The organism is Thalassotalea sp. 1_MG-2023 (assembly GCF_030546745.1).
In the GTDB taxonomy this organism is placed as follows: Bacteria; Pseudomonadota; Gammaproteobacteria; order Enterobacterales; family Alteromonadaceae; genus Thalassotalea_C.
Genome location: NZ_JAUOPD010000010.1, coordinates 83,633 through 105,932, shown reverse-complemented (window position 1 = coordinate 105,932; position 22,300 = coordinate 83,633). Strand labels below are relative to the sequence as shown.

Genomic DNA, 22,300 nt, shown 5'->3' with positions numbered 1-22,300 from the left:
CAAAACTGTATTTTATTAGCAACATATTCCTTTTAAATATGGGCAGTCTTTTACATGTGCTTTAATCGTACCTGAAATAGTATTGATGTTATTTAACAGTCTATTCAATCTGTTATCTATTATCACACCAAAAGTTATGGTCATTAATAGTAATAATGGCAAAACAACAAAAGCACCGAATGCTGATATTGGATAATAAAATGGTATTACTGCGAAGGTAATAAAAATAACTAACATAAATAAAGTGTGTACTGTTTGAATGAAGCGTATCGTTTTTATCATGTGAATTTCCTCCTGAAGGCTCACGAAGTAAAGTTTATGACTTGCGCATTAAATCAACAAGTGTCATATTTGACATATTAAAAGGTAAAAGTGACAGTGTTGCTGTAGGTGTGTAATGAATATTGGTTTAATTGCTGTAAACAATTGTATGGTTTCGGGTATTTATGGTGTGCTTGATATTTTTTATGCGGCTAATTTCTGTATTGAAAAAAAGTACGGGAAAAATAGTAAACATCATATCAACTGTAATATATACACAATTGATGATCGCCCTGTGACAGGGTTTAATGGTATCGAAATACAACCAACGGCATCAATTAAAACAAACGATGCATTAGATATTTTGATTATTTCAGCTAGTGCTGAAATTGTTGTTGAGTGCTGTCAAGAATCAACAGAAATAGAACATCAAAGTGCAATAGTCAATTGGTTAACTCGCTACCATCAGTTAGGTGCCGTCGTAGCAAGTTACTGTACAGGAGCTTTTTTGTTAGCTAATAGTGGGCTATTAACAGGAAAATTAGCGACAACACATTGGCGAAATGCAGATTTGTTCAGACGCTTATACCCCAATATTAAGCTCACTTCAGATGAGCTTATTGTTGATAATGGCGATACAATTTGCTCTGGTGGATCAATATCTTATATTGATTTGTCTTTATATTTAATAAATAAGTATATCGGTAAAGATATCAGCGCTGAATGCGCGAAACTATTAGTGTTTGATCCAATACGTGAGAAGCAATCGCCTTACGTGAGTTTCGAAAAACAAAAAGACCATCATGATCAAGCCATTTTAAAAGCGCAAGAGTACATCGAAAGTCATTATAAACAAGATATATCAATAGAAGCGTTAGCTGAAAGGGTAGGTCTTGGTTCACGTACGTTTAAACGGCGTTTTAAACAAGCAACGTCAGAGAATCCTTTAACGTATTTGCAACGAATACGGGTTGAACAGGCAAAGTTGAAATTAGAGAACTCAACTGAATCAATCAACAAAATTACTTGGTCAGTTGGATATGAAGACATTAGTAGTTTTCGACAATTATTTAAAAGATTTACTGGCTTAACACCGAAAGATTATCGTCAAAAATTCGCGGTATAAACGGTTATAAAAAATGAATAATTATTTGAGTATTTATTTCAAATAGGTGTTTGATTTTTGGCGTTTATGAGATAAAAAAAGGGAGCATGAAGCTCCCTTTTACGTAACAATAAATGACATTATCTTTCAGACAATGCTTTAAATTCACGGTTGATATCGCCAACATAGTTTTGACGAGGACGACCAATTTTCTGTCCTGGTTGACCTAACATTTCATCCCAATGTGCAATCCAACCTACGGTACGCGACATAGCGAAAATAACCGTAAACATATTTGTTGGAATACCGATTGCTTTTAAAATAATGCCTGAGTAGAAATCAACGTTTGGATATAATTTCTTCTCAATGAAATATGGGTCTTCTAATGCGACTTTTTCTAGTGCCATGGCTACGTCTAATAGCGGGTCCTTAACACCTAATTCGTTTAGTACTTCGTGGCAAGTATCACGCATTACAGTTGCGCGTGGGTCGAAATTCTTATACACACGATGACCAAAGCCCATTAAACGGAATGAGTCATTTTTATCTTTAGCACGTGCAACAAATTCGTCAACACGGCTCAAGTCGCCAATTTCTTCTAGCATGTTTAGACACGCTTCATTAGCTCCGCCATGTGCAGGGCCCCATAGTGAAGCAACACCTGCAGCAATACATGCATAAGGGTTTGCGCCAGAAGAACCTGCTAAACGTACAGTAGAAGTAGAAGCGTTTTGTTCATGATCAGCATGTAGCGTGAAGATGCGATCCATTGCGCGAGCAAGCGTAGGGCTTACTTTATATTCTTCTGCAGGTACTGAAAACAACATGTGAAGGAAGTTTTCAGCATAAGTTAGGTCATTTCTAGGATAAACAAAAGGTTGACCAATACTATATTTGTACGCCATTGCCGCAATAGTTGGCATTTTGGCAATCAAACGATGTGCACTGCGCATACGCTGTACACGATCATTAATATCTAAGTCACTGTGGTAGAATGAAGATAGAGCGCCAACAACACCACAAACCATCGCCATTGGATGCGCATCAGGTAAAAAACCTTGGAAGAAGTGTGCTAACTTCTCGTGCACCATTGTGTGGTTAGTAATAATGTCTTTAAATTCGTTATATTGCGCTTCTGTTGGTAGCTCACCATTTAGCAATGTGTAGCAAACTTCTAAATAGTCTGCTTCTTTTGCTAGGTCGTCAATTGCATATCCACGATGTTGTAATACACCTTTACCGCCATCGATAAAGGTAATTGCTGATTCACAAGAAGCCGTAGCTAAAAAACCTGGGTCGTAAGTGAAGTAGCCTGCACTGCCTAAAGTGCGAATATCGATAACAGGATTGCCTGCAGTACCTTCAAGTACTGGTAATTCGGCAATTTGTTTGCCATCAATACTAAGAGTGGCTTTTGATTCAGCCATATGTTTTATCCCCTATTTAATTCGTTTTCTGATCATCTGATAATTATAGAATGAAAAGATAATCAGTTTTTATGAATATAAAACTGCGCCGTATTCTACTTCAAAACACCCCCCAAAAGTCAATTTAATTGTTATAAGATTAGACTAAAGTCATATGATTATTTGTTATCGATTAAAAAATAGGCGCAAGCCCTTAAAAACAAGGAAAAATCTCGGGTAAGAAAATTGTAATTAAAAATTTAGAGCTATATAATCACGTTGATCTGAGTAAAAGTTCTACAAACAAGGAAAGTTTTTAGTTTTTTGACTAAGATCGTTGGGGGGTTATTCATTTATATCGTAAAAATGGGTAACAAAAAAAGAAAGTTGAAGGCTCTAAAAGAGCACTTAGGCAACAATCGTGAAAAAACAACGTCCTGTAAACCTAGATTTAACTACGATAAAAATGCATTCGGCAGCACATGCATCCATTTTACACCGTATCTCAGGTGTGATTATGGTATTTGCTATCGGTATTTTATTGTGGACATTATCCTTATCATTAACTTCTGCAGATGGCTTCGCGCAAGTAAAAGCATTGCTTGATGGTGTTTTCTTTAAATTAATCATAATCGGTATTATTTCCGCGCTTCTATACCATTTGCTTGGTGGTATTCGTCATTTATTGATGGATCTTGGGCATTTTGAAGAGAAAGCGTCAGGAATTGCTAGTGCCAAACTTATCATTGCTCTTTGGTTAGTATTAACTGTCGTATTTGGAGTTCGTTTATGGTAAATAACGCAGCTACTGTGGGCCGTTCAGGCGTCCATGATTTTATTTTATTACGTGCAAGCGCTGTGCTACTGGCCGCTTATACTCTTTACCTATTAGGTTTTTTCGTTATAACACCTGAAGTAACTTTCGATATTTGGCAAGGTTTTTTCAATAACCTGTGTACAAAAGTCTTCACTGTTTTAGCGCTTTTTGCCTTATTAGTTCATGCATGGATTGGTGTTTGGCAAGTGCTTTCTGATTATGTCAAACCAGCGTTTTTGCGTGGATTATTACAATTTTTATTTGCCGTATTGCTACTTGCTTATTTAGTAGCCGGCTTCTTAACAGTGTGGGGTGTGTAAGTGAGCGTATCAGTTCGTGAATTTGACGCCATCGTTATTGGCGCAGGCGGTGCTGGCATGCGTGCTGCACTCGCAATATCGGAATCAGGCAAAAGTTGTGCTTTGATTTCAAAAGTTTTCCCTACTCGTTCTCATACAGTATCTGCTCAAGGTGGTATTACTGTTGCGCTTGGTAATGCGCATGAAGATCACTGGGAACAACATATGTACGACACTGTGAAAGGTTCTGATTATATCGGCGACCAAGACGCAATTGAATATATGTGTAAAACTGGCCCTGAATCTATTATTGAATTGGAAAAGATGGGCTTACCGTTTTCTCGATTTGAGAACGGCAAAGTGTATCAACGTCCTTTCGGTGGACAATCTAAAAACTTCGGTGGTGAACAAGCCGCGCGAACTGCAGCAGCAGCTGATAGAACAGGCCATGCCTTGTTACACTGCTTATACCAACAGAATGTAAAAAACAAAACAAACGTTTTTTCTGAATGGTATGCATTAGATTTAGTTAAAAACAGTGACGGTGCGGTTGTAGGTGCTACTGCAATAGATATTGAATCTGGTGAAGTGTGTTACTTTAAAGCACGCGCAACCGTATTAGCTACTGGTGGTGCTGGTCGTATTTTCGCATCAACAACCAATGCTCATATTAATACCGGTGATGGTGTTGGCATGTCACTCCGTGCTGGTGTGCAAATGCAAGATATGGAAATGTGGCAATTCCACCCAACGGGTATTGCTGGTGCTGGTGTATTGGTGACAGAAGGTTGTCGTGGTGAAGGTGGTTACCTATTGAATAAAGACGGTGAACGCTTTATGGAACGTTACGCACCAAACGCTAAAGATTTAGCGGGTCGTGATGTTGTTGCACGCTCTATGATGACTGAGATCCGTGAAGGTCGTGGTTGTGATGGCCCGTGGGGTCCACATATTAAACTTAAACTAGATCACCTTGGCCGTGAAACGTTAAATCAACGCCTACCTGGTGTTTGTGATTTATCTAAAACATTTGCTCACGTTGATCCAGCAGAAGAACCAATTCCTGTTATTCCAACATGTCATTACCAAATGGGCGGTGTGCCTTGTAATGTTAATGGTCAGGCAATCAGTTTCAACCCTGAAACGGGTGAAGACGTTATCATTGAAGGTTTATTTGCTGTTGGTGAAATTGCCAATGTATCAGTACATGGTGCCAACCGTTTAGGTGGTAATTCATTGCTTGACCTAGTGGTATTTGGTCGTGCTGCGGGTAATTTCTTAGGTGAATACCTAGCGGGTTCTGCCTTTGGTAAAGAAGCGTCTGATTCTGATTTAGATGCTGCACTTGCACGCTTTAACCGTTGGGAATCATCAACAACAGGTGAAGATCCGACTCAAATTCGTAAAGACCTTCAGCAGTGCATGCAATTAAATTTCTCTGTGTTTAGAGAAGGTGAAGCAATGGCACAAGGTATGAAGGAATTAACGGAAATTCGTGAACGCCTTAAGCATGCGAAGTTAGACGATAAATCATCTGAGTTTAACACTCAACGTATAGAGTGTTTAGAGTTAGATAACTTAATGGAAACGGCTTTTTGCTCTGCTAAGGCTGCTAACTTCCGTACTGAGTCTCGTGGTGCACATGCTCGTCAAGATTTCACTGAACGTGATGACGAAAACTGGTTATGTCATTCTATTTACTCGCCAGACACTGAAGATATGTCAAAGCGTCAAGTAAACATGGCCCCCGTTCACCGTGAAGCTTTCCCGCCGAAAGCTCGCACGTACTAAGGAGCATTAACGATGAAACAAGTATTTTCTATTTACCGTTACAACCCTGATGTTGATAATGCCCCTTATATGAAGGATTATGAGCTAGAAATACCAGAAGGCTCAGACATGATGGTTTTAGACGCGTTAATTTTGCTCAAAGAGCAAGATTCAACATTGTCTTTCCGTCGTTCGTGTCGTGAAGGTGTTTGTGGTTCTGACGGTTTAAACATGAATGGTAAAAATGGTCTTGCCTGTATTACACCTTTATCGGCTGTAAAAGCAAGTAAGATTGTTTTACGCCCATTACCAGGTTTACCGGTAGTACGTGATTTGGTTATAGACATGACACAATTTTATAACCAATATGAAAAAATTAAGCCTTATTTAATTAACGATGGCAAAGAACAACCAGCCAGAGAACATTTACAAACGATCGAAGAGCGTGAAAAGCTTGATGGATTATATGAATGTATCTTGTGTGCCTGTTGTTCAACATCATGCCCATCGTTCTGGTGGAATCCTGATAAATTTGTCGGTCCAGCAGGCTTGTTACACGCATATCGATTTTTAATTGATAGCCGTGATACAGCAACAGATGAACGTTTAGATGATTTACAAGATGCTTACAGCGTATTTCGTTGTCATGGCATTATGAACTGTGTTGATGTGTGTCCAAAAGGGTTAAACCCAACGAAAGCAATCGGCCATATTAAGTCGATGCTACTATCACGCGCAGTGTAAAAAAATAAAGGCATATTGCATATGCAATATGCCTTGCTTTTGTCAGGGATATTAATGATTTTTATAGAAATTAGGCTATAGTCTAATAGACATTTAATTCGTTATTATTTATTTTTTAATTGCTTCAACCCTATTCAAGGATCAGGCAATGCCAGAAGGTGTAATGAAGGCTTGGCTAGAGTCTTCCCATTTAAGCGGTGCGAACACTGCTTATATAGAAGAACTATATGAATCTTATTTAGATAATTCGCAATCTGTTTCAGAAGAGTGGCGTGCTGTATTTGACGATTTACCTAAAATCGAAGGTGCAGAGGTCGAATATCGTCATTCTGAAATTCGAGATGAATTTCGTGAACTTGCTAAGCAGGCTCATAAAACAGTTGTTGTGTCAGGCGGTAGTGATGCAAAGCAGGTAAAAGTACTGCAACTTATTAATGCATTCCGTTTCCGTGGACATCAAAATGCTAACATAGACCCGTTAGGCCTATGGAAGCGAGAGAAAGTTCGTGATTTACAACTTTCTCACCACGAATTATCAGAAAATGACTTTGATCGTGAGTTTAATGTCGGTTCATTTGCTTGCGGACAAGAGCAAATGAAGTTAGGTGACTTATACAAAGCACTAAGCAAGACCTATTGCGGGTCAATAGGTGCAGAGTATATGCACATGACCTCTACCGAAGAAAAGCGTTGGTTACAACAGCGTTTAGAATCGGTACAGTCTAAAGCTCAATTGTCAGTTTCTCAAAAAGAAGAAGTGCTTAAAGGCCTCATTGCTGCCGATGGTTTAGAAAAATACCTTGGTGCAAAATTCCCTGGTGCGAAACGCTTTTCATTGGAAGGAGGTGACTCACTTATTCCAATGCTTAAAGAATTAATCACTCGTGCAGGCACTCATGGCACTAAAGAAGTTGTGTTTGGTATGGCTCACCGTGGTCGGTTAAACGTACTGGTAAATGTGATGGGTAAAAACCCGTCAAAATTATTTGATGAATTTGCCGGCAAACATGATGATTTAGTTGGTTCTGGTGATGTGAAGTATCACATGGGCTACTCTTCAGATTTTGTTACACCAGGTGGCAATGTTCATTTAGCGCTTGCGTTTAACCCTTCACATCTTGAAATTGTTAACCCTGTCGTAATGGGCTCAGTACGAGCACGTTTAGATCGTCGTAAGTGTAATGAAGGTGATCTAGTATTACCTATTACTATCCACGGTGATTCAGCAATTGCAGGGCAAGGCGTCGTTCAAGAAACCTTTAATATGTCACAAGCTCGTGCATTTAAAGTAGGTGGTAGTATTCGCATCGTGGTGAATAACCAAGTTGGCTTTACTACGTCAAACCAAGCGGATACACGTAGCGGTGAATACTGTACCGAAATTGCGAAAATGGTTCAGGCACCAATTTTTCATGTTAATGGTGATGACCCTGAAGCTGTGATCTTAGCTACACAAATAGCTTTAGATTTTAGAAACAAATTTAAGCGTGATGTGGTAATTGATTTAGTATGTTACCGCCGTCATGGCCATAATGAAGCGGATGAACCGAATGCCACACAACCTTTAATGTATCAAAAGGTTAAACAGCATCCAACACCACGCCAAATGTATGCAAATCAGCTAGATGAAGAAGGCAGCGTTAAAATAGAACGCGCTAACGAGTTAGCTGAATATTACCGCACTTTGCTTGATGAAGGGCAATGTACGGTGGAACAATACCGTCCAATGACAGAACATTCTGTTGATTGGTCACCGTTTTTAGAGCATGACTGGGATGATGAATATGATGCATCAATTCCACATGATGAAATAAAAGCATTGGCTGATAAGGTAGCTTCATATCCAGATGATCATTCTTTGAATTCTCGTGTAAAGAAAATTTATGATGATCGCAAGAAGATGGCTAATGGTGAAAAGCTACTTGATTGGGGCTTTGCAGAAAACCTTGCTTATGCTGCAATTGTAAAAGATGGACAGCGGGTACGAATTACTGGTCAAGATTCAGCACGTGGCACATTTTTCCATCGTCATGCTGCACTACATAATCAAAAAGATGCAAGTGTTTACTATCCGTTACAAAACATCAGTGAAGATCAAGGACCTTTTAATGTGTATGATTCGGTGCTTTCAGAAGTATCTGTATTAGCATTTGAATATGGTTACACCACTGCTGAACCAAACGGCTTAACTGTTTGGGAAGCACAATTCGGTGACTTTGCAAACTGTGCGCAAGTGGTTTTTGATCAGTTTATCTCTTCAGGTGAACAAAAATGGGGTAGGTTATGTGGTTTAACCATGTTGCTACCACATGGTTATGAAGGGCAAGGACCAGAGCATTCATCGGCACGTTTAGAACGATTTTTACAGTTGTGTGCTGATCATAATATGCAGGTATGTGTACCTTCAACACCGGCTCAAGTATTTAATATGCTTCGTCGTCAGGTTGTGCGACCAATGCGTCGTCCACTGATTGTTATGTCACCAAAATCACTTTTACGTCATTCATTAGCTGTTTCATCTTTAGATGATCTGGCCACGGGTGTATTCCAAAATGTAATTGGTGAAATAGACGACGATATTATTGCTAAAGATGTTGATCGTGTTGTGTTTTGTAGTGGTAAAGTGTACTACGAATTACTAGAGCAACGCCGTAAGAACGAACAAACGAATGTTGCAATTATTCGTATAGAGCAATTATATCCGTTCCCAGAAAAAGAATTAGCAGTTGAGTTAGAACAATATCAACATGTTAAACAGTTTGTTTGGTGTCAGGAAGAACCTCAAAACCAAGGTGCTTGGTATTGTTCACAGCACCACTTTAGACAAGCAATACCTGATGGAACTTATTTGACATATGCTGGCCGTAAGGCTTCTGCTGCACCGGCTGTTGGTTATATGTCTGTCCATGTTAAAGAACAACAAGCGCTAGTTAATGACGCGCTAAACGCTAAGTAGACCATTGTTGTGGTTAAGAGATTGTAAGGAATAAATGAATGACAACCGAAATTAAGGTTCCAGTATTACCAGAATCAGTTGCTGATGCGACAGTAGCTACTTGGCACGTTCAGGAAGGCGATAGTGTTTCTCGTGACCAAGTATTAGTTGAAATAGAAACTGATAAAGTAGTGTTAGAAGTGCCTGCTACATCTGACGGTGTAATCAGTGAAATTCGTGAAGGCGAAGGTGCAACAGTGCTTGGCGAACAAGTGATTGCTATTATTGAGGCAGGTGATGCAAAAGCATCTAAAGATAAGCCTGCTAAAGAAGAATCTTCTGAAGATAAGCAAAGTGACACTAAAAGTAGCACTGATGAAAAAGATGCCTCTTCAAAAGGTGAAGCACAAGATATTGTTGTACCTGTTCTACCCGAGTCAGTTGCTGATGCGACGATTGCCACATGGCATGTTTCAGAAGGTGATTCTGTATCACGTGACCAAGTATTAGTTGATATCGAAACAGATAAAGTGGTTCTTGAAGTACCAGCAACATCTGATGGTGTGATGGGGAAAATCATTCACGCTGAAGGCGATACGGTATTAGGTCAGCAGAAAATTGCTGAAATGATGTCAGGTGCTTCAGCTGCAAAAACATCTGAATCGTCTAATGAAGAATCAACAGAATCAGGTGATGATGTTGCTAGTCCTTCTGTTCGTCGTTTGATGACGGAAAAAGGTTTATCTGCTAGCGATGTTAAAGGTACTGGTAAAGGCGGCAGAATTACTAAAGAAGATGTTGAAGCTGCGGTTAACAAACCTGCACCAGTTGCTAAATCATCTCCAGCGGCTGTTACACCGCAAACAAGTGCATTAGGTGAACGTACTCAGAAACGTGTACCAATGACGCGTTTACGTAAAACGATTGCTAACCGTTTACTTGAAGCGAAAAATTCAACAGCAATGTTGACGACGTTTAACGAAGTGAACATGAAGCCAATTATGGATCTTCGTAAGCAATACAAAGAAGTGTTTGAAAAAACACATGATACGCGTTTAGGCTTTATGTCTTTTTACGTTAAAGCAGTAACAGAAGCGTTAAAACGATTCCCTGCAGTTAATGCGTCACTTGATGGTGATGATATTGTTTATCATAACTTCTTTGATATTTCTATTGCTGTATCTACGCCTCGTGGTTTGGTTACACCCGTATTACGTGACGCTGATCAACTTAGCATGGCTGGTATTGAAAAAGGCATTAAAGCCCTTGCAATTAAAGGTCGTGATGGAAAGTTGAGCATGGATGATATGCAAGGTGGTAACTTCACAATCACTAATGGTGGTGTATTTGGCTCATTGTTATCAACGCCAATCATCAACTTACCGCAAACAGCTATTTTAGGTATGCATAAAATCCAAGACCGTCCAATGGCGGTTGATGGTAAAGTAGAAATACTACCTATGATGTATTTAGCGTTATCGTATGATCACCGTTTAATTGATGGTAAAGAATCTGTTGGTTTCTTAGTAACAATTAAAGAATTGTTAGAAGATCCTACACGTTTATTATTAGACGTTTAAAGAATAACCTATGGTTATACCTATAGTAAAAACCGCTCTATACTGAGCGGTTTTTTTGTATTGATTGCAATGTTTTGTCGTAAATGTACATAAAACGCAGCCTCGCGAAAAGCATGTTATTTTTATTAACATTTATGAAACGTATTTTTGGCAAAATGATTGAGCAATAAACAAAAAAACTCATAATCTAGACTATAGTATAGCTTCTAAGGGGTTTGCTCTTTAGAGCTTTTGTACTATAATCGGTCGACTTTTCGATGGTAATGATAGATTAAAAAATCGTTACCTCTTCATTTACAGATAAGTGGAAAAACACCATGAATTTGCATGAGTATCAAGCGAAACAATTATTCGCTGAATATGGTTTACCAGTTTCTGAAGGTTTCGCGTGCGATACCCCTCAAGAAGCTGCTGAAGCTGCTGACAAAATTGGCGGCAATATGTGGGTAGTTAAGGCACAAGTTCACGCTGGTGGCCGTGGTAAAGCTGGCGGTGTTAAGCTAGTTAAAACTAAAGACGAAATCAAAGAGTTCGCACAACATTGGTTAGGTAAGAACTTAGTTACTTATCAAACAGATGCAAACGGTCAGCCAGTTGCTAAAATTTTAGTAGAAAGCTGTACTGATATTGCCAATGAACTATATTTAGGTGCGGTTGTTGACCGTGGTACTCGTCGTGTTGTGTTCATGGCATCAACTGAAGGCGGTGTAGACATCGAAACAGTTGCTGAGGAAACACCACACTTAATTCACAAAGCTGCAATTGATCCATTAGTGGGGCCTCAAGGTTACCAAGCGCGTGAATTAGGTTTCAAATTAGGTTTGAATCCTACTCAAATGAAGCAGTTCGTTAAGATCTTCATGGGCCTTGGCAACATGTTTATTGATCATGATTTCGCTTTATTAGAAATCAACCCATTAGTTATTACTGATGAAGGTAATCTTCACTGTCTTGACGGCAAAATTGGTGTAGATTCAAATGCTTTATACCGTCAAGCTAAGATCCGTGGTTTCCACGATCCATCTCAAGAAGATGAGCGTGAAGCGCATGCAGCACAATGGGAATTAAACTACGTAGCGTTAGATGGTAACGTTGGTTGTATGGTTAACGGTGCTGGCCTAGCAATGGGTACAATGGATATTGTTAATTTACACGGTGGTAAGCCAGCTAACTTCTTAGATGTTGGTGGCGGTGCAACTAAAGAGCGTGTATCAGAAGCATTTAAAATTATCCTTTCTGATGATAACGTAAAAGCGGTATTAGTTAACATTTTTGGTGGTATTGTACGTTGTGACATGATTGCTGAAGGTATTATCGGTGCTGTTAAAGAAGTAGGTGTTGAAGTACCAGTAGTTGTACGTTTAGAAGGTACGAATGCTGAAGCTGGTCGTGAAGTTTTAGCTAACTCAGGTTTAGCTATCATCGCTGCTGAATCTTTAACTGACGCTGCAACGAAAGTTGTTGCTGCTGCGGAGGGCAAATAATGTCTGTATTAATTAACAAAGATACTAAAGTTATCTGTCAAGGTTTCACTGGTGGTCAAGGTACTTTCCACTCAGAGCAAGCGATTGAATACGGAACGCAAATGGTTGGTGGTGTATCACCAGGTAAAGGCGGTCAAACTCACCTAGGTCTTCCTGTGTTCAACACAGTACGTGAAGCAGTTGAAGCAACTGGCGCAACAGCGACAGTAATTTACGTTCCTGCTCCATTTTGTAAAGACGCTATCTTAGAAGCTATCGATGCTGGTATCGAATTAATCGTTACTATCACTGAAGGTATCCCTACGTTAGACATGCTTGACGTTAAAGTGAAGCTTGAAGAAACTGGCGTTCGTATGATTGGTCCTAACTGTCCAGGTGTGATCACGCCAGGTGAAACTAAGATCGGTATCATGCCAGGTCACATCCACAAGCCAGGTAAAGTAGGTATTGTATCTCGTTCAGGTACATTAACTTACGAAGCAGTTAAGCAAACAACTGACGCTGGTTTTGGTCAATCAACATGTGTTGGTATTGGTGGTGACCCAATCCCAGGTACTAACTTCATCGACGTATTGGAAATGTTCCAAAACGACCCTCAAACTGAAGCAATCGTTATGATTGGTGAAATTGGTGGTACTGCTGAAGAAGAAGCTGCTGAGTACATCAAAGAAAATGTAACTAAGCCTGTAGTTTCTTACATCGCTGGTGTTACGGCTCCTCCAGGTAAGCGTATGGGTCATGCTGGCGCAATCATCGCTGGTGGTAAAGGTACTGCTGACGAGAAATTTGCTGCTCTTGAAGCGGCTGGTGTTAAAACAGTTCGTTCACTAGCTGATATCGGTTCTGCACTTAAAGAGAAAGCGGGTTGGTAATCGGCTTTTGATTGCAAACTGAGTTCTTGATAAAAACCTGCTAACTAGCGGGTTTTTTTATGGTTGGTAATAAGTTCAATCAAGTTGACACTTAAGTATTTTTAATGCAAATTATTGTTTATATTAATAATAAGTATTCAGAGTTATATGATAGTAGATGATGGAACATTGAAGGTTCACTATGATGGGAAAAATGAGAACTTAGTAAAACACCAAATGAATGCTAAGTCTGTTTCAACTAGTATTAATGCTATTGATACTTTATACAAAGAAGCATACAAAGAATTAAATAAGCTGCATAAACATAATGTAGAAACAGAAATCTTTATTGAAGGTGGGTTTCAAGAAGGCTCCCTGTGGTGGTTATTCAAAATTTTTAATAAAGAGCAAGAGCAACAAATTCGTATTGACTCTTCAAATAATACTAACCTTGTAAATCAAGCAATTTCAAAAGTAATTGATATTATAAAAAGTATTTCTATAAATAGTGCCGATATTGTTATTTCAGAAGTTGATGATGGTTACGCTGTCGAAATAGATAACAAGCCAGTTATAATTAACGATCTTCAATGTGCATTATTAACAAATGAAAAGATTAGAAAGGCTCTTAGTGATTTAGTTACACCGTTGAATGAAGAAGGGATTGAAGAACTGACAATATCTACTCTTGATAATAGTTTCGATGAAATAAAAATTTTAAAAAAAGAAAAAAATAGCCTTTTAGTTGCGAGAAAACATAGGGAAATCGTAGATACAGGAAAAGTTGAAGGGCTTTTTTATGCGGAAGATCTTTCTTATAACCCATCGTCAAAATGGAAATTTGTTTCTGTATCTAATCCTTTAGAGTCGTTTTCTGCGGTAATAGTTGATCCAGACTTTTTACAAGCTGTTGCTACAAATCACGAAAAATTTTCTAAAGATGATATTTTGGAATTGAAAGGAACTTGGATTAAAGAAAAGAAAAAATATACTGGAAATTTATCCACTATATATACGATAATTGAAGTAACTAATCATATCCCATCTGAAAAGCGACAAAGAGATTTATTATGATATTTCTTATTGTAGTTATACTGGTCTGCGTTGCGTATATTCTGCCGCTAATTATATATAGATTTAAAACTAAAAAAGTGAATTTGACTATTAACCTGAAAGACGGTTCTTCGTTTAAAGAAACTTTGCTTTTAGAAAAAAATGATCCACTTTGGGAAATCATTGAAGAGTGCAGAAAAGGGGTGTATGAGTAACTACCAAAAGTCAACTATTGGCAAACGGGATGTTTTCGGTGGAGCTTCTTTGACCGCAGCATTTACTTATACTTTGCTAACTTACAGTAAATCATTAGATGAATCAGATTTTTTAAAAGCATTTTTATCAGACGCGCATATTTCTATATACGCAGGTATTCTTACTTATGTTTTTACTTTCATACTTTCTTTAGTTAGTTTTGAATTAAGCTTAAAATTACTCGATTGGAAATATAATAGAAAAATTAGGTGTTTGAAAAAGTTAATGTCACAAACAACTAACCCTAAAGTTATTAAAAGTATCGAATTAAAAATTGATAATTTGGTACATGAAGCGTCGAAGGAAGCTGTTGGAAAACAATTTAAGTAAAATCAATGGGGTCAGAGCGTTTGATTTTTTCTTGTTAAATACTTTCTAGATTCGTTTAGCATTATATTATATTGTCGCGGTCGCGACTTGACCCAAAGGGAGGCTAACGCCTGCCTCCCTCTGGACTCCCACGGCGCTGCTAACAAACTTAACCTTACATTCATAAAAGTATTTTCGACGTAACAGCGCTGATGGTGCGTCCTTGCGCCGACAGCGCTTTGTTCATCACCCCTGATGAACATACGTGAACACTTTTCTTTATTTCAGCGTTTGTTCAAGCAGAGTCAATGCTTCGTTCTCGTTTGGTGATTAATTTCGCTGTAATTTGTCTATTTTTTGTCTTCGTAGTTAACTATAGAAATGAGTAGGGCAGTTTTAACTATTTCCCATGTCAGCGGTTTGTTTAATGACTAGCAGGGGTAAGCCTCGAGCCGAGACATGGATGTTGAGGGCTGCCGTGCGCAGGGACGAGCATTCGGCAGGTATCGAGGTTTACGCTAGTTGTTTAACAAAGTATTCCGCTGTTTGGGCACCGAGGGGGTTGCAAGGGAGAAACTGGTGTTATTTCCCCTTTGCGTGCTGTCGGCACACCGACAATTAATGTTAATTAAAACACTTATATCAAAAGAATTTCACCAGTTAACTTTAAAAGGGCATATAGTTTCAGGTTAAATACTTTATGGATTAGTTTTCTTTTATGGTCATATTGTCGCAGTGGCGACGGCACTCAAAGTGGGTTCACGCAAACCCTCTTTGAAAATCCTTGCGCTGCTTGCAAATGCTTTTTCTTAAATCATAATCCTATGCTACTTAGCTTTGCTGGTATTCTGCTAGCAATAGCTGATTTTGATTATTCATTCAACATTTTTCAAAGCAGATAAGTGCTTCGTTCTCATTTCGTGTTTACTTTTGTGTAATTGCTTTTATTTGTTATAGAAACGAGCCGCGCAGTTTTTACCATTTCCCGACTCAGGGAGTAAGTTGATGATTTGAGAAAAGAGCAGTCAAGCTGAGCCATGGTTGACAATGATTTCGAATTATTTAGTAAACCTCCTTCATATGAACAACCATATGTTCTAAGTTTTATACCCACTTTTTGCATTTAATAGTAGTAAGCTCAAAGGAGCTACTACACAATATTTTTACTACATTTATACAATCTTTTAAAGTTAATAAAAATCAACTAGTTACAGGTGTGCGCTAAAGTTTTCCTTTTGTTAAAAGATCATACAGTAAATGTCTGCTAAATTTTCGATGAAGTCTAGACATGTCAAATGGATAACCATATTTCAATATATGAAAATTAGTCTCAAAAGAATAAGTTATGAAAGTGTTAACAAATAAGGACGTTAAGCATGTAAACGGCGGTGTGAGTAAAAATGATGTTATTAACTATTGGTGGCGGGATATTGGCGGGTGCTGCTTATACTGCTTCAGGTTTAGGTGTTGTAACAGTAGCTGTCGTGGGTTCTTATTACGCGGGACAAGCTATTGGAGACTGGTTGTTTAATTGATACTTTAGGAGAAGGATATGAAAAAAGTATTGGCACTAAGTGTTATCCTGACTTTTTATAGTTTAATCATTCTTTATAGTATTTATGCTATTCCAACTGTTTTTGATAAGAGTAACTTGAAAGGCTTACTTTTAGTACTATTAGCAGGTGTTGCCTTGATAATTTGGACTAAAATTTCATATCATATTTTAACGTCTAAAAGTTAAGGCTCCTAAAAAGAGCTTTAACTTATTTTCATTTTAAAGTTGGTGTTTAATCGTCAGCAGTAATGTTTTCACTTGTTAAAATCGTTAATGGGGTCAGGTACAACTTAAACCTAAATTGAACCTGACCCCATTTATTCTTTGACTTCATTGGACTGTTTGATCAAAATTGCTAGGCTAAATAGGTGTCTAAAATAATGGATGTACAAGAAGATGAATAAAGCAATTGATCAACGTGAAGCAATGGAAATGATGTGCAAACCAAGGTTTTCGTTACCTCATGCGCTTTTGTTAACTGCAGTCGTGTTTTTGAGCGTACAAGCTCTTTGTTGGTTTTTTGTTGGTGAGTATAGTTTTCCTAATGCTCCATCCATGCTAGATACAACTACAGCATATAGCCGATGGTTAATGATCGACTTGGCAATTCCTTATAAAGCTGCAAATGCTTTAGATTTTACTAATCCCGCTCCGCGGGGGATTATTGCATTTATACTAGCATTTTGTACCTTTAAACTTGCACGTGCTAAAGTGCTAAAATAGCTTATCGTTGAATTGAAAAACTTCATATCAAGTGCTAACTAAGTTCAACACTACGCGAGTTGTCAGTGGGAAAGGTTGTTATTCCTGCTGACATGCTGCGGCTATCATCGCGATATTGATAGCTTCCTACATAAGATTATTTCAAGTGAAGTAATCTTATTTTCTAGTAACGTCTTAACGAATTCACCTGTATTTTTAAAGAAATAGGCTTTATGTATTGAGTTTTTAATCGAAACTACGAAAAAGTTAGTATATGTACTTGTTTGATTTATAAACGAATGCTATAAAATAATAGTGAATAATAATAACGGATAAAATGATGGATTACCGAGAGTCGACATTTTGCTTAGGCACGACAGATAAATTGCACTGTGCTAACTGTGGTGGTCAAACACACCGTGTTAATTCGATAGTTACTTATGGCTATTATTTTCTCGAATATTTACCCATAGTGCCAATTAAGCGAAATACCCAGGTTCATTGTTTACAATGCCAAAATATTGTTGATATCCCTCGTAATTCAACAGATTTAGCGTTAATTTTTTCAAACTTTGCTTTAGCGTTCTTTAATAAGTTACGATTATTAAGTACCTTTACCGGCAGTTTCCTTATTGTTTTATTCTTAAGCTTCTACTTTTCTGACGAACAGCTACATGTCCGTCAAAGTCAAACGAATATTGATGCACCTAAAGTGAATGACTTTTATTATTTAGATTACCAAAATGCTGTCGGAGATTTTCGTCCTCATCAAAAGTATCGTGTTGCAAAAGTTGTTGATATTACCGGAGGAGCGGTTTCTCTTGTCTATGGAAATTACTATTACCCGCAAAAATCTACACTAAGTAATGGTGTTAGCCTAGGACATACGGTAAGTGATGATTATTTCGAGAAAAAAAGGCATCACTTTTCTTATACGCAATTAAATCAGCTATTTCAGCAAGGCTTTATTTATCGTGTTATTAGACCTGAGCTTAATTACATTGGCCGAAATAGATCGGCGTATATGATTGGCGGGCATGTTGTTACTGAGCCTGAAATAGTTGAACAAGAATGGCGTTACATACCAGGAAAGCGACAAAATACTCAAGCGATGGCTTTTTTGAAAACAACTTATCTAGAAGATAGGTTCGAAAAAGCCTTTGTGTTATTAAAGCAATCGGCAGAATTAGGCTATGCTCCTGGGCAAACTCATTTGGCTGAACTATATATAACCGGCATTGAAGGAAAAAGAGATATTGAAACTGCGGTTAATTGGCTATTTAAAGCAGCATTACAAGGGTATCAACCTGCCATTGAAAAATATCGCGTGATTTGTCAAATGGAAGAACAGTGCCAAATAGATGATTTTTATCAAGCGTTAAAAGACTCCGGCACGTCATTTTCTATTTATTAAAGTGTATCGCAGTAAAAGTAATACATTTGGATATATTTGATTTCTTTTGGCGATGTTAGTCAATTCACTTAACTGTAGTTAGTTGGTTTAATGATTTCTTAATGTTCTATCATCAACTGAACTTGTACCGCAAGTATATTTTTTGTTAGAAATTGGTTCTACTTATTACATGTTATATGACGTTTATTAAAATTGTTGAGTACTCCTAAATACTTGAAAATTTCTTTATCTCTTTTACTAAACGCGGGTTATTCATTTTTAATAAAAAATAATCTTAAAAAAGATGTCACACTTTAACTTTTCATGGTGACTTAGTAAGTAACTTAATCAATAAAGAGAAAAACCATGAAACCTATTTTATTATTTTTACTTACCTTGTTACTTAGTGTATCAGCATCGCATGCGAATGCAGACACGTGTATTGTTTCTAAAATATCAGGTACAGGCCAACCAATTTTATTACTGCCTGGCTTTGTTAGTGATGAAACGGTTTGGCAAGAGGTTGCAAGCGAACTTGAAAAGCACTATCAAGTACATCAATTAGCGATTGCAGGCTTTGGCAAAAATAAAGCTTGTAGTAAAGCTGATAGTATTTATCAGCAAGCCTTCCAACAGATAAAAGATTACATTCACGACAATAAGCTACAAAAACCTATTATGGTGGGTCATAGTATGGGAGGATTAATGTCAATCCAGTTAGCATTAGTTAAAGGGTTAAATTTAGCTGGTGCTATTTCTGTCGATGGTTTGCCATTTATCGGCCCTGTATTTACAAGAAGTAATGAAACAACAGTTGAAGACCTTTCGTATCAAGCTAATTCTGCAAAAGGCATGTACCAACGGGCAACGCCAGCACAAATTAAACGTATGACAAAACAAGGCATTACTATACAAACGAAATTGAAAGAAAAATATCAGCACTTGCTTGATATGGCAGGAAAATCAGACCCCATTACAGCAGGAAGCACTATTTACGCAGTAATGACAACTGATTTACGCTCGCAATTAGATAAACTTCACACGCCGGTATTATTAATAGGTGCGGCAGGTGGTTTTACCGATAGGGCGCAACAAACATTATTAAAAGAATTATATGCCGACCAATTATCACTAGCTTCTCAAGCAAGTCTCGTTATGAATAATAATGGGCGTCACTTTTTAATGTGGGATGAGCCTGAATGGTTAACGCAAACGATAGTAAATCAAGTTGAGGCATGGAAATGAGTGTTAAAAGTTATCATTCAGATCTCACTAACGAACTAATTCATTATGTTGAACTGGCTAAGAATGGCGATAAAGATGCTTTTCAAACGTTAGTGAGTAAGGTTGCCAATACTGTTTCAGCTATCGCTTTGAATATAACTAAAAATATACAAGACAGCCACGATGTTAGTCAATTAGTGTTTATTAAAGTATGGCAGCAAATCAAACAGTTAAAAAATAATGACAGTGTATTGCCGTGGATACGACAAATTACACGCTACACCGCAATTAATTTTGTTAGAGATAACAGAATTAATCGAGAGATACTTCAAGATGAAGATGCCTTAGACATTTTATTAGATAAGGTTTGCGATGAGCAACACCAAATTGATACACAGCTCATCAAACAGCAGCAAAGTGAGCTTATCTGTCATTTACTTGATCAGCTGCCGGATGAAAGCCGTGAAATCGTTTTACTTTACTACCGTGAGGAGCATAACAGTAAAGCGGTAGCTAACCTGTTAGGGCTTACTGAATCAACCGTTCGGAAACGTTTGCAACGCGTTCGACTGCAGCTAAAGTCAGATGTGCTTGCAAAATATGGTGAGGTTATTTTTGCTACTGCGCCAATAGGTTTAGTGTCTTTATTTGCTATTACAGCAACAACATCAGCGCCAATTGCTGCGAGCACTTTTACTATGGCTATAGCAACTAAACAAAGTCATTGGTTTAGTAAGTTTTTACTCAGTTTAGGCGGCGCAGCATTGGGCGGTATTATTGCTATTGTTACCAATACACTAATGATGAATTACATGAAAAAACACATCGATAATCAAGAAGATGTGAGAAAGCTCAATCAATTAAAACATAAAAGTAATGTGGTAATCGCGTTGACCTGTTTGTGTTTTGTTTTGAGTTATCATTTTACAAATGGTTGGTTAATGCCTGTTGTAACCTATTCTATATTTTTAGTTGGTTTGTACATAAATATTCAAGCGGCTAACAAAATAACGCATACGAATTTGTGCAATCAAGCGCAATACAACAGCAAAAGTGCAAAATTATTACAGTTGAGTAAATGGGGTAATAAGCTAGGATGGTTGCTTGGCTTAGGAGGAGGAACATTAGGGTTAATATATGGCCTGTATACAAGCGGCCGCTTTCAATATGTTTTTTAAACCTTAATAAAACAATTGAGTGTTAGTTTATTTACAATTTTTTTCAAAAAAACAACAAAAAATATCAGAAATTTTCCTTGTATTTCATTATTATACCTATTGGATATTACTTTGAAATTATAAGAGGACTACATGGAGTATCAATCCCATCATCCTGTACAGACTAGCGATCGTTTAATTGCTATTGATCTTATTCGTGGTGTTGCTTTATTGGGTATTTTGATCATGAATATTCAAGCATTTGCAATGACCTTTTCCGCCTACAGTAATCCTACCGTTTATGGTGACCTTACGGGTGTTAACTATTATGTTTACTATTTTTCACATGTTTTTGCTAACCAAAAATTTATGACAATATTCTCGTTATTATTTGGCTGTAGCATAATACTAATGGCTGATCATATAGTGAAAAAAGGTGGAAACGCGAGCAAAATTCACTATAAAAGAATGTTCATTTTAGCCGTGGTAGGTCTTGCCCATGCATATTTGCTTTGGTTTGGCGATATTTTGTTTCCGTACGCAATTGCAGGAACATTTGCTTATTTAGGACGTAACCTATCAGCCAAATCATTATTTATTTCTGGCTTTATATTAATTAGTTTAAGTTCGTTACTTATGTGGTTTGCAGGTTTTTCTTTACCGTACTGGGAGCAAGCCGATTTAGATGCTGTAAAAGTATTGTGGATGCCTACCTATGAATTTATTCAGCAAGACTTATTAAACAATCGTGGTTCGTGGCTCGAACAGATGGACGCACGTCGTATCATGGCGGCAAAAATGCAAACGAACATCATTTTTTATATCCCACGAATTTTGGGGCTCATGTTTGTTGGTATTGCGCTTTATAAAATTAATTTTTTTGGTCAACGCTTTTCGACAAAATCATTATTAATTGCTGGTGGTGTAAGTTTCATCCTCTCAACAATTGCGATTGTTGTAGAACTTGAACAAAACTTCGCACTCAATTGGAAGTTTGAATTGATGTTCCTGGGTATTCAACATAACTATTGGGGCAGTATTTTAATGGCGTTTTCATACATGTGCTTTTTACTTGTATTTTCTCGTTGCAATATATTAGTTTTGCTTCAAAAGGCGCTTGCTAATGTGGGTAGAATGGCGTTGACTAACTATCTGTCTCATACGATTATTTGTTGCATTATTTTCTATGGTTGGGGATTTGGGCTTTATGGTTCACTTGAGCGAATTGAGCAGTTTGCAGTTGTATTGGCTATTTGGCTGTTTCAATTGGTTTTCTCAACATATTGGTTGAAGCATTATCGCTTTGGTCCATTTGAATGGGTTATGCGCTCGTTAACCTACAATTCGTTACAGCCACTAAAAAAATAGCTATTGAATTGGGATCAAGCAAACATTAACAA

At 37.7% G+C, this 22,300-nt stretch carries 20 protein-coding genes; 18 read left to right on the top strand and 2 right to left on the bottom strand.

The features are described from left to right. Positions 1-15: 15 nt before the first annotated feature. The gene (locus tag Q4489_RS10025; RefSeq protein ID WP_303479729.1) at positions 16-282 is read right to left on the bottom strand and encodes a hypothetical protein; all 267 of its coding nucleotides are present in this window, start codon (positions 280-282) and stop codon (positions 16-18) included. Between the two features lie 115 nt (positions 283-397). Here Q4489_RS10025 and Q4489_RS10020 point away from each other — a divergent pair, with 115 nt between their 5' ends. Further along, on the top strand, positions 398-1,387 hold the full coding sequence (locus Q4489_RS10020; RefSeq protein WP_303479727.1) for a GlxA family transcriptional regulator: 990 nt from the start codon (positions 398-400) through the stop codon (positions 1,385-1,387). A 119-nt stretch (positions 1,388-1,506) separates the two neighbouring features. Here the strand turns inward: Q4489_RS10020 and Q4489_RS10015 are convergent, their stop codons facing one another. Beyond that, the gene (locus tag Q4489_RS10015) at positions 1,507-2,793 is read right to left on the bottom strand and encodes a citrate synthase (protein WP_303479724.1); all 1,287 of its coding nucleotides are present in this window, start codon (positions 2,791-2,793) and stop codon (positions 1,507-1,509) included. A gap of 400 nt (positions 2,794-3,193) precedes the next feature. Here Q4489_RS10015 and sdhC point away from each other — a divergent pair, with 400 nt between their 5' ends. The 17 genes from sdhC (at position 3,194) to Q4489_RS09930 (ending at position 22,268) form a co-directional block, all read left to right on the top strand. Next, positions 3,194-3,568: a succinate dehydrogenase, cytochrome b556 subunit gene (gene sdhC / locus Q4489_RS10010; protein WP_074496595.1), complete on the top strand. Its 375-nt coding sequence runs from the start codon at positions 3,194-3,196 to the stop codon at positions 3,566-3,568. Continuing rightward, complete coding sequence (gene sdhD, locus Q4489_RS10005) at positions 3,562-3,909, top strand: succinate dehydrogenase, hydrophobic membrane anchor protein (protein WP_074496594.1); 348 nt, start codon at positions 3,562-3,564, stop codon at positions 3,907-3,909. The genes sdhC and sdhD overlap by 7 nt, the downstream gene beginning before the upstream one ends. Next, positions 3,910-5,679, top strand: a complete 1,770-nt coding sequence (gene sdhA, locus Q4489_RS10000; protein WP_303479718.1) for a succinate dehydrogenase flavoprotein subunit — start codon at positions 3,910-3,912, stop codon at positions 5,677-5,679. It begins immediately after the preceding gene. A gap of 12 nt (positions 5,680-5,691) precedes the next feature. Continuing rightward, complete coding sequence (locus Q4489_RS09995; RefSeq protein ID WP_074496592.1) at positions 5,692-6,402, top strand: succinate dehydrogenase iron-sulfur subunit; 711 nt, start codon at positions 5,692-5,694, stop codon at positions 6,400-6,402. A 148-nt stretch (positions 6,403-6,550) separates the two neighbouring features. Further along, positions 6,551-9,358, top strand: coding sequence for a 2-oxoglutarate dehydrogenase E1 component (locus Q4489_RS09990; RefSeq protein WP_303479715.1), 2,808 nt, complete (start codon positions 6,551-6,553; stop codon positions 9,356-9,358). Between the two features lie 38 nt (positions 9,359-9,396). Continuing rightward, positions 9,397-10,917 carry a 2-oxoglutarate dehydrogenase complex dihydrolipoyllysine-residue succinyltransferase gene (gene odhB, locus Q4489_RS09985; RefSeq protein WP_303479714.1) on the top strand — a complete coding sequence of 507 codons (1,521 nt, stop codon included), beginning with the start codon at positions 9,397-9,399 and terminating at the stop codon, positions 10,915-10,917. Between the two features lie 317 nt (positions 10,918-11,234). Continuing rightward, the gene (sucC, locus tag Q4489_RS09980; protein WP_303479712.1) at positions 11,235-12,401 is read left to right on the top strand and encodes an ADP-forming succinate--CoA ligase subunit beta; all 1,167 of its coding nucleotides are present in this window, start codon (positions 11,235-11,237) and stop codon (positions 12,399-12,401) included. Then, the gene (gene sucD / locus Q4489_RS09975) at positions 12,401-13,273 is read left to right on the top strand and encodes a succinate--CoA ligase subunit alpha (RefSeq protein WP_303479710.1); all 873 of its coding nucleotides are present in this window, start codon (positions 12,401-12,403) and stop codon (positions 13,271-13,273) included. Before sucC ends, sucD begins: the two co-directional genes overlap by 1 nt. Positions 13,274-13,420: 147 nt before the next feature. Continuing rightward, positions 13,421-14,326 carry a hypothetical protein gene (locus Q4489_RS09970; RefSeq protein WP_303479707.1) on the top strand — a complete coding sequence of 302 codons (906 nt, stop codon included), beginning with the start codon at positions 13,421-13,423 and terminating at the stop codon, positions 14,324-14,326. Between the two features lie 162 nt (positions 14,327-14,488). Then, positions 14,489-14,890, top strand: a complete 402-nt coding sequence (locus Q4489_RS09965) for a hypothetical protein (RefSeq protein WP_303479705.1) — start codon at positions 14,489-14,491, stop codon at positions 14,888-14,890. Between the two features lie 1,379 nt (positions 14,891-16,269). Then, complete coding sequence (locus Q4489_RS09960; protein ID WP_303479703.1) at positions 16,270-16,404, top strand: hypothetical protein; 135 nt, start codon at positions 16,270-16,272, stop codon at positions 16,402-16,404. Positions 16,405-16,421: 17 nt separating this feature from the next. Further along, the gene (locus tag Q4489_RS09955) at positions 16,422-16,610 is read left to right on the top strand and encodes a hypothetical protein (protein ID WP_074496585.1); all 189 of its coding nucleotides are present in this window, start codon (positions 16,422-16,424) and stop codon (positions 16,608-16,610) included. Between the two features lie 210 nt (positions 16,611-16,820). Next, entirely contained in the window at positions 16,821-17,147 is a 327-nt protein-coding gene (locus tag Q4489_RS09950; protein ID WP_303479699.1) for a hypothetical protein, read from the top strand. 316 nt (positions 17,148-17,463) lie between these two features. Then, a complete protein-coding gene (locus tag Q4489_RS09945; RefSeq protein ID WP_303479696.1) occupies positions 17,464-18,540 on the top strand; it encodes a tetratricopeptide repeat protein in 1,077 nt (358 codons plus the stop codon). Between the two features lie 345 nt (positions 18,541-18,885). Next, complete coding sequence (locus Q4489_RS09940) at positions 18,886-19,764, top strand: alpha/beta fold hydrolase (RefSeq protein WP_303479693.1); 879 nt, start codon at positions 18,886-18,888, stop codon at positions 19,762-19,764. Then, positions 19,761-20,921, top strand: a complete 1,161-nt coding sequence (locus Q4489_RS09935; RefSeq protein ID WP_303479691.1) for an RNA polymerase sigma factor — start codon at positions 19,761-19,763, stop codon at positions 20,919-20,921. The genes Q4489_RS09940 and Q4489_RS09935 overlap by 4 nt, the downstream gene beginning before the upstream one ends. Before the next feature lie 132 nt (positions 20,922-21,053). After that, the gene (locus Q4489_RS09930) at positions 21,054-22,268 is read left to right on the top strand and encodes a DUF418 domain-containing protein (RefSeq protein WP_303479690.1); all 1,215 of its coding nucleotides are present in this window, start codon (positions 21,054-21,056) and stop codon (positions 22,266-22,268) included. Positions 22,269-22,300: the final 32 nt, after the last annotated feature.

Coding starts and splice junctions, on each gene's coding strand:
- Q4489_RS10020 (WP_303479727.1), top strand. CDS start 398: ATGAATATTGGTTTAATTGCTGTAAACAATTGTATGGTTTCGGGTATT.
- sucC (WP_303479712.1), top strand. CDS start 11,235: ATGAATTTGCATGAGTATCAAGCGAAACAATTATTCGCTGAATATGGT.
- Q4489_RS09930 (WP_303479690.1), top strand. CDS start 21,054: ATGGAGTATCAATCCCATCATCCTGTACAGACTAGCGATCGTTTAATT.
- Q4489_RS09960 (WP_303479703.1), top strand. CDS start 16,270: ATGATGTTATTAACTATTGGTGGCGGGATATTGGCGGGTGCTGCTTAT.
- odhB (WP_303479714.1), top strand. CDS start 9,397: ATGACAACCGAAATTAAGGTTCCAGTATTACCAGAATCAGTTGCTGAT.
- sdhD (WP_074496594.1), top strand. CDS start 3,562: ATGGTAAATAACGCAGCTACTGTGGGCCGTTCAGGCGTCCATGATTTT.
- Q4489_RS09945 (WP_303479696.1), top strand. CDS start 17,464: ATGATGGATTACCGAGAGTCGACATTTTGCTTAGGCACGACAGATAAA.
- sucD (WP_303479710.1), top strand. CDS start 12,401: ATGTCTGTATTAATTAACAAAGATACTAAAGTTATCTGTCAAGGTTTC.
- Q4489_RS09950 (WP_303479699.1), top strand. CDS start 16,821: ATGAATAAAGCAATTGATCAACGTGAAGCAATGGAAATGATGTGCAAA.
- Q4489_RS10015 (WP_303479724.1), bottom strand. CDS start 2,793: ATGGCTGAATCAAAAGCCACTCTTAGTATTGATGGCAAACAAATTGCC.
- Q4489_RS09940 (WP_303479693.1), top strand. CDS start 18,886: ATGAAACCTATTTTATTATTTTTACTTACCTTGTTACTTAGTGTATCA.
- Q4489_RS09995 (WP_074496592.1), top strand. CDS start 5,692: ATGAAACAAGTATTTTCTATTTACCGTTACAACCCTGATGTTGATAAT.
- Q4489_RS10025 (WP_303479729.1), bottom strand. CDS start 282: ATGATAAAAACGATACGCTTCATTCAAACAGTACACACTTTATTTATG.
- Q4489_RS09935 (WP_303479691.1), top strand. CDS start 19,761: ATGAGTGTTAAAAGTTATCATTCAGATCTCACTAACGAACTAATTCAT.
- Q4489_RS09990 (WP_303479715.1), top strand. CDS start 6,551: ATGCCAGAAGGTGTAATGAAGGCTTGGCTAGAGTCTTCCCATTTAAGC.
- Q4489_RS09955 (WP_074496585.1), top strand. CDS start 16,422: ATGAAAAAAGTATTGGCACTAAGTGTTATCCTGACTTTTTATAGTTTA.
- Q4489_RS09970 (WP_303479707.1), top strand. CDS start 13,421: ATGATAGTAGATGATGGAACATTGAAGGTTCACTATGATGGGAAAAAT.